At 31.1% G+C, this 6,508-nt stretch carries 8 protein-coding genes; all 8 read left to right on the forward strand.

The window, feature by feature from the left end:
• Positions 1 to 2: 2 nt before the first annotated feature.
• The gene (gene cmr4 / locus JCM7501_RS14750; RefSeq protein WP_256201277.1) at positions 3 to 299 is read left to right on the forward strand and encodes a type III-B CRISPR module RAMP protein Cmr4; all 297 of its coding nucleotides are present in this window, start codon (positions 3 to 5) and stop codon (positions 297 to 299) included.
• Positions 254 to 793 carry an RAMP superfamily CRISPR-associated protein gene (locus tag JCM7501_RS14755; protein WP_256201278.1) on the forward strand — a complete coding sequence of 180 codons (540 nt, stop codon included), beginning with the start codon at positions 254 to 256 and terminating at the stop codon, positions 791 to 793. Before cmr4 ends, JCM7501_RS14755 begins: the two co-directional genes overlap by 46 nt.
• A gap of 123 nt (positions 794 to 916) precedes the next feature.
• Positions 917 to 1,324: a type III-B CRISPR module-associated protein Cmr5 gene (gene cmr5, locus JCM7501_RS07470; protein WP_012994795.1), complete on the forward strand. Its 408-nt coding sequence runs from the start codon at positions 917 to 919 to the stop codon at positions 1,322 to 1,324.
• Positions 1,314 to 2,117 carry a type III-B CRISPR module RAMP protein Cmr6 gene (gene cmr6, locus JCM7501_RS07475; protein WP_013150030.1) on the forward strand — a complete coding sequence of 268 codons (804 nt, stop codon included), beginning with the start codon at positions 1,314 to 1,316 and terminating at the stop codon, positions 2,115 to 2,117. Before cmr5 ends, cmr6 begins: the two co-directional genes overlap by 11 nt.
• A gap of 147 nt (positions 2,118 to 2,264) precedes the next feature.
• The gene (locus JCM7501_RS14760) at positions 2,265 to 2,618 is read left to right on the forward strand and encodes a hypothetical protein (protein ID WP_256201279.1); all 354 of its coding nucleotides are present in this window, start codon (positions 2,265 to 2,267) and stop codon (positions 2,616 to 2,618) included.
• Positions 2,619 to 2,644: 26 nt separating this feature from the next.
• Positions 2,645 to 4,381, forward strand: a complete 1,737-nt coding sequence (gene cas10 / locus JCM7501_RS14765) for a type III-B CRISPR-associated protein Cas10/Cmr2 (RefSeq protein WP_256201280.1) — start codon at positions 2,645 to 2,647, stop codon at positions 4,379 to 4,381.
• A gap of 47 nt (positions 4,382 to 4,428) precedes the next feature.
• Entirely contained in the window at positions 4,429 to 4,983 is a 555-nt protein-coding gene (locus JCM7501_RS14770; protein WP_256201282.1) for a Cas10/Cmr2 second palm domain-containing protein, read from the forward strand.
• A gap of 3 nt (positions 4,984 to 4,986) precedes the next feature.
• On the forward strand, positions 4,987 to 6,057 hold the full coding sequence (gene cmr3, locus JCM7501_RS07485) for a type III-B CRISPR module-associated protein Cmr3 (protein ID WP_028992050.1): 1,071 nt from the start codon (positions 4,987 to 4,989) through the stop codon (positions 6,055 to 6,057).
• Positions 6,058 to 6,508: the final 451 nt, after the last annotated feature.

The following is a 6,508-nucleotide window of genomic DNA, read 5'->3' on the forward strand; positions in this document are numbered from 1 at the left end:
ATGTGGGAAGTGGTTCGGAGTTAGGATATGTTGACCTTCCAATTCAAAGAGAGAAACATTCTGGATTCCCTAAAATTGAATCCTCAGGGTTAAAAGGGGCTTTGAGAAGCGCTTTTAAAGGGGATGAATCTTTAAGAGAAAATGTTGAGCATATATTTGGGCCAGAAGATGGTGACCTTTATGCAGGAGCTATAGGCTTTTTAGATGCTAGAATTTTGTTGTTTCCTATAAAGTCGGCAAGAGGAATTTTTGGTTGGATTACTTGCCCTATGTTCTTTCAAGGTTTAAAGAGGAAATAAGTTTGTGCGATAGAAATGTGCTAAAGGAATTAGAAGGTATTGAGACTATAGAGCCTAATTCTATAGTTGAAGGTTCTAATCTTAAGCTCCAAAATAAGGGAAATAACAATGTAGTTATATTAGAAGAATATTCTTTTAAAGTAAAATCAAATAATAAATTGCAACAATTTTCTGAATGGCTAGCAGATACTCTTTTTCCCAAAAGTCAAAATGGACAAAATGATTTCTACAGTGTTTTTAGAGAAAAGATGAAAAAAGATATAATAGTAATTTCAGATGATGATTTTAGAGATTTTACAGAAATGTCTACAGAAGTTATAACTAGAACAAGAATTAATCCAGGCAAAGGCACTGTTGAAAATGGAGCTCTTTTTAATGAAGAATATGTTCCGGAAAATACACTATTTTATTCGTTGGCATTGGCTTCTATGCTATTTATAGATGAGGCCGAAAAAGAAAAAATAAAAAAAGAAGAGAAATCAAAAACCAGATGAGGATTTTATACTGGATTATTTCCTTAATGGAATAAGGAAACATGAAATTATTCAAATTGGCGGTAATGCTACTATAGGAAAAGGTATTGTCAGAATTGGTGCCTTAGATAGGAGTGATATTGAATGACCGACAAGGATTCTATAAAGACAACAGTAAATGAGAGGGCAAAGTTTGCCTATGAATGTGTTAAAAAAGTAGCTACTTATGAAAAAGAAGAGTTTAAAAATAATTATAAATCCTATGCCAAAAAATTAATGGCAATAATAAAAACAAATGGTCTTGGTGCTACTTTGGCATTTATGAAAGCAAAAGGTAGTAGTGCATATCAAGAACTATATAACAATATAGATAGTTGGCTTAAGTCTGAAAATTGTCCAGTCAGTAGTTTGTATAGTAATTCAACAGCAGATATGGTAGAAAAAATTATATCACTTGAAAGTGATGCCTATCGAGCTATTACAAAAGAAGTCATGGAATTTATAAATTGGATAAGAAGGTTTGCTGAAGGGATGATTCCCGATGATAAATAGTAATAGATTAAAAATACCTTTCGATACGAGCTATTACTTGAAAAATGCTATGGAAAAGGTTGAAAATTTTAACTTATTATTCAACAAATACATAGAATTTAATAAAAAGAGCGAAGTAGAGAAAAAGAGAATACCTGAAGCAAAAAAAGAATTTTTTGATAGCTGTATTCAATTTACAAGGAAGCAAAAATACATTATAGATAAATATAAATTGCAAGGGTATGAAGTAGCTACTTATGAGTTTAGACCTTATGATAAAATTGTTGTTGGGCTAGGGCAAGAGTCTGTCAGAGAGGTTTCTATGACTCTTCACTGGATATATGGAATTCCTTATATTCCGGGACAAGCTATAAAAGGGGTAATATCTAACTGGATTAAGTTCAGTGATGAGGAAAATAGTAATGATGATAATTTTAAGAAAATTTTTGGTACTGAGGGTGAAAAAGGAAAAGTAATTTTCATGGATTCATATCTTGTAAATGATGATTTTTATTTAAAACAGGATATAATGAATCCTCATTATTTCGAATATTATTCGCAAAGCAAAAATCCTTCAGCTCCTTCTGATTGGCAAAATCCCAAACCTATTTTCTTTTTAATAGTTGAAAATGCCATTTTTCATATTTCCCTAATTTTTTTAGAAAAGGAAACGAAGGATTTAAAAATAGCAAACAAGACTATGGAAGAATGGATGATAGAGGCATTTAGATATGGGGGAATTGGAGCAAAGACATCACTGGGTTACGGCACAGGAGAATTAACTTTAATTAGGGAAAACGAGAGAAATGCATAGAGTGGAGTTATGATCTTAATTGGAGATTAATTTGGACAATTTTAGAAGTAGAGCAAGAAGAGGAGCAGATAAAATAGTTTTTGGATAGAAATAGCAAAAGATAATGGTGGTGAGTGCTTTTTTAATTTTGGTAGGAGGGAATTACCAATGAGTAAGAAAGAAGAGTTATTTGAAAATAAATTGAAAGCATATTTTCATGATTCTCCAGATAAGCCATTTATTTTGTTAACAGGTGAAAACCATGAGAAAAGAGCTAAGGAAATATCTAAAAAAATAGATATTCCTTACCACAAAACTATTGCTTCAGATGTTTTAGCTTCATCTATGGAAAGATATTATATACCTAAAGATGCCAGTAAAAATAAAAATTTACAAGTTGTTTTTGAAGAACAACCTGAGTTTGTTCATCCTCTTGCAGCTAATCGATATAATAATTTTGTTATAGAAAAAGAAGTGTTTAAAAAGGCTGTAGATGAAGCAGTAGATGAGTTATCAAACTAGACTTTAAAGATAGTTATAAAAAATTTGTGTATTTATGGCGTTATTTGAAAGAGCTTTTAAAGAAACATACGCCAAGTGAATATAGAAAATATTGGGATTTAGCTCCTGCTGATACTCGATTTCCTAATCACACAATATTTCAGCATTTAAAATTGGCATCTGCGGTGAATGCATATTTTTATAATGAATTGAATTTAAACAATATGACACTATTTATTTTTACAATAGGTCCTGTTCAAGAATATATCGTGCAGGCAAGGAAGACACAAGACTTGTATTGGGGAAGTTATATTTTGTCTTATTTAACGTGGGTGGCAATAGAAAAAGTTATAGAAGCTTATGGACCAGATTCTATAATATTCCCTGAACTTAAAGAACAGCCTTTGTGCGATTTTTGGATAGCAAAGCTATTTAATAACAGTGCAACTACGACTAAAGACCTTAAAACTCCTACTCTTCCCAACAGATTTTTTGCAATTTTACCAACAAAAAATGTAGAAGAAATTAGGTTACTAAATCTTAAAAAAACAGTAAAAGATGAATATATAAAAATCGGGGAATATGTTTTTAGTCATCTTGTAAAAAGCAATGATGAGCAAAAAAAATTGCTTTTACGCCAATTATCAAACTTTCCAGATGTGTATTGGGTGGCGTTGCCTTTAGAAAATGGGGATGTAAACAGGCCTGATTGGGAAATCCAATTGGATAAGATAAAGGATTATTTTAACAGTGATGAGGTGGAAGAGATAAAGGATTTATTGAGATATATTAAAGATAAAGGTGAATACGGGCCTAACATTGGTAATATTTATGGGTTACTTTATTCTTTTATGGAGAAAATGATGGGGACAAGAAAAGGCATAAGAAACTTCAATCAATATGAAGAAATAGGGCGAAAATGTTCTATATGCGGTGAGCACAATGTTATTATCTACAGGTGTACGAGAGAAGAAGATGAAAAGATAGAAAAAGGGAAAGAAAGTTATAAGATTAAACTTCTTAGAGAACAAAATGCAATAATCAAAAAAAGTGATGATAAAAGTATTACTTATAAGTATTTAGCACAAGGAGAAGGGTTGTGCAGCAGATGCCTGACAAAAAGGGCGGCAGAAATATATTTTAAAGATATGTTTGGGAAAAACAACATAGAAGAAAGTTTTCCCTCTACTGCAGAGATAGCATTACTAGATATAATTAACAATTCAGATAATGACCTAAAAACAAATATAAAAAGATACAAAGAAGTATTCAAAAAGTGGTGCGGTGATAACTTTGATTATGAATTGTTGTATGAGGAAAATCTCAATGAAAATTATTTTAAAACTTATGATTTTAATTCAAAAAGATTAGGCGAACTTAAAGAATTATTAAAGAGTATTGATAAAAGAATTAAAGACATAAGACTGAATAAAAAGAAATATTATGCCGTTATAAAGCTTGATGGCGATAACATGGGGAAATGGTTAGCAGGAGAATTGGCACCCTATATGTTAGAAATGTACCACAGTAAATTGCAGGTTTTTTTACCAGAAGATTTTAAAGAAAAAATCAAGGATAAAAAGCGACTAATGACACCAGCTGTTCACTCTTTAATTAGTGAGGCACTTAAGAACTATTCTTTGAAATATGTAAAAGAAATAGTGGAAGAGACAAGAGCAGGAAAAGTAATATATTCTGGCGGAGATGATGTATTTGCAATAGTAAATCTTAATTATTTATTAGATGTTATGGTAAAACTTAGGGCGGCTTTCAGTGGCACTTAATTGTTAATAATGAGATAATTCCAGATTTTACAATAGATGCCGGATTTGTGGAACGAAAAGAGGAAATTGATGTGATGATGGGAAACAAAGCCACGGCGTCAATGGGGGTAGTTATAGCTCATTATAAAGAAGATTTAAAAAATGTTATAGCTTCTGTAGATGAGGTAGAGGAAGAATATGCAAAAAAAGTAGAAGGAAAGGATGCCTTTGCAATAAAACTTATTTTGCATTCTGGTGAGAATTACATTGCCAGAGCCAAGTGGAATTATGATGATGCAAGAAATAAAGAAGGAACAATAGGTTTATTAAAAGATATAAATTCCTTTTTTAAAGAAGACAAATTAAGTATTTCTTTTGTTGGAAAATTAAAAGCAGCTTTGGAAAGGCTAGATGTAGATTCTCTTCCACAAGGCATTTTTATTAGTGAGCTCAAAAGAAATATTAAACGTTCATTGAATGAGAACTTAAGTAAAGATGAAAAAGAAAAAGTTGAAAGAGATTTATACATTTTACTATATTCTCTGTATAAAGAGGTAAAATACGACAATTTTATTAGCCTCTTAACGATATTAGCTTTTTTGAATCGAGGAGGTGAGAAATAAATTATGCTTTTTGAAGTATCCCCTTTGGATAATGTATATTTTGGCAAAGGACATCCTTTTAGTGCCGGATTTGAAGGTATCGGTAGAGGCATATTTCCTCCAGCACCTTCAGTTTTTTATGGCGCTTTTGCTACTTATTACCTTTCGTTGAATGGTATAAATCCACAAAATTTAGAGTTTGTTCAAAAAAATTTAAAAATAAAAGGAATATATTATAAAAATGGCGAAGCGTGGTATACATTAGTACCAATGGATTTAGTAAAAAATAAGGAAGATAAAGAGGAGAATAAACTTGAATTTCTTAGGGTAGGTAAACCTCTTGTTGAAACTGATTTAGGCGATGGACAAATAAATTTGTTATATTCGCCGAATAAAGTGGAAAATGTCAAAGGGCTAATTGATGATTTAGCTATGAGTAATTATTTAAAAGGAATAAAAGAAAACATATTTTTTAAACCTTTCAATGATTTTGTTACAAAGGAAAATAAAATAGGAATAAAAATAGATTATGATAAACGTTCCAGTAAAAAGGGATATTTATATAAGACAGATTATATAAAAATGGCGAAAGATATAAAGAATTCATTGGAGTTTGTTGTGGATGTGGAATGCAAGGATTTCTCTTTTCCTGATACAGGGCTGGTGAAATTAGGGGGGGAAGGTAAAGCTGCGAAGGTAAGCCGGGTAAATGATATACCAAAGTTTTTAGAAGAAAAGTTTACTGAGGAGGTAAAAGAAATTATTACAAAAACAGGAAAATTTAAGTTGATATTAGTAACTCCTTCTATATTTCAAAATGGATGGAAACCAGACTTTTCTAAGTTGAATATAAAGGTAAAGCTTATTGCTGCTGCTATAGGTAAACCAATTAGTATTGGTGGATGGGATATGAAAAATAAAAGACCTAAAGTCATGTCAAAAGCAGTTCCTGCTGGCAGTGTATATTATTATGAGATATTAGAGGGGCCAATCGATAGCCTAATAGAAAAAATATATGAATGTGGAATTTCTGATGCCAGGGCTAATGAAGGATTTGGAAGATGTTTGATGGGGGAATATGATTGGTTAAATTAATTACTACTGTTGCTATATCACTTTTTAACAACTATAGCAAGGAAAAAAGTATATAGATGTGTTTATTGAAGTGGAGCCATATATTGTAATAACAACTATAGGATTAGCGAAAAGTACATTTTATGCTGTGTTTATTATCTACAACAATGGTAATAAATTTGTCGTCGATCCCTAATAGTGCAAAAACATCTAGGGATAGACGACATTTTTATTTTGCAAGTTTTCATAAAATAATTGATTTCATTAGATATTATGGTATAATAAAGTCAGGAAACTTGACATGAATTAAAAAAGTGTAAATTATTAATGTGCTATTTATGCATGTTATAATGGGTTTTTAGCCTACCTATAAGGAATTGAAACCCGCCCTGCAATTCGTAATAGCAAATCCACTACTACCCCGTTTTTAGCCTACCTATAAGGAATTGAAACGAAATAATGAAAGAAGCAA

Source organism: Thermoanaerobacter thermocopriae JCM 7501 (genome assembly GCF_001310975.1).
Classification (GTDB): Bacteria; Bacillota; Thermoanaerobacteria; order Thermoanaerobacterales; family Thermoanaerobacteraceae; genus Thermoanaerobacter; species Thermoanaerobacter thermocopriae.

Coding starts and splice junctions, on each gene's coding strand:
- cmr5 (WP_012994795.1), top strand. CDS start 917: ATGACCGACAAGGATTCTATAAAGACAACAGTAAATGAGAGGGCAAAG.
- cmr6 (WP_013150030.1), top strand. CDS start 1,314: ATGATAAATAGTAATAGATTAAAAATACCTTTCGATACGAGCTATTAC.
- JCM7501_RS14760 (WP_256201279.1), top strand. CDS start 2,265: ATGAGTAAGAAAGAAGAGTTATTTGAAAATAAATTGAAAGCATATTTT.
- cmr3 (WP_028992050.1), top strand. CDS start 4,987: ATGCTTTTTGAAGTATCCCCTTTGGATAATGTATATTTTGGCAAAGGA.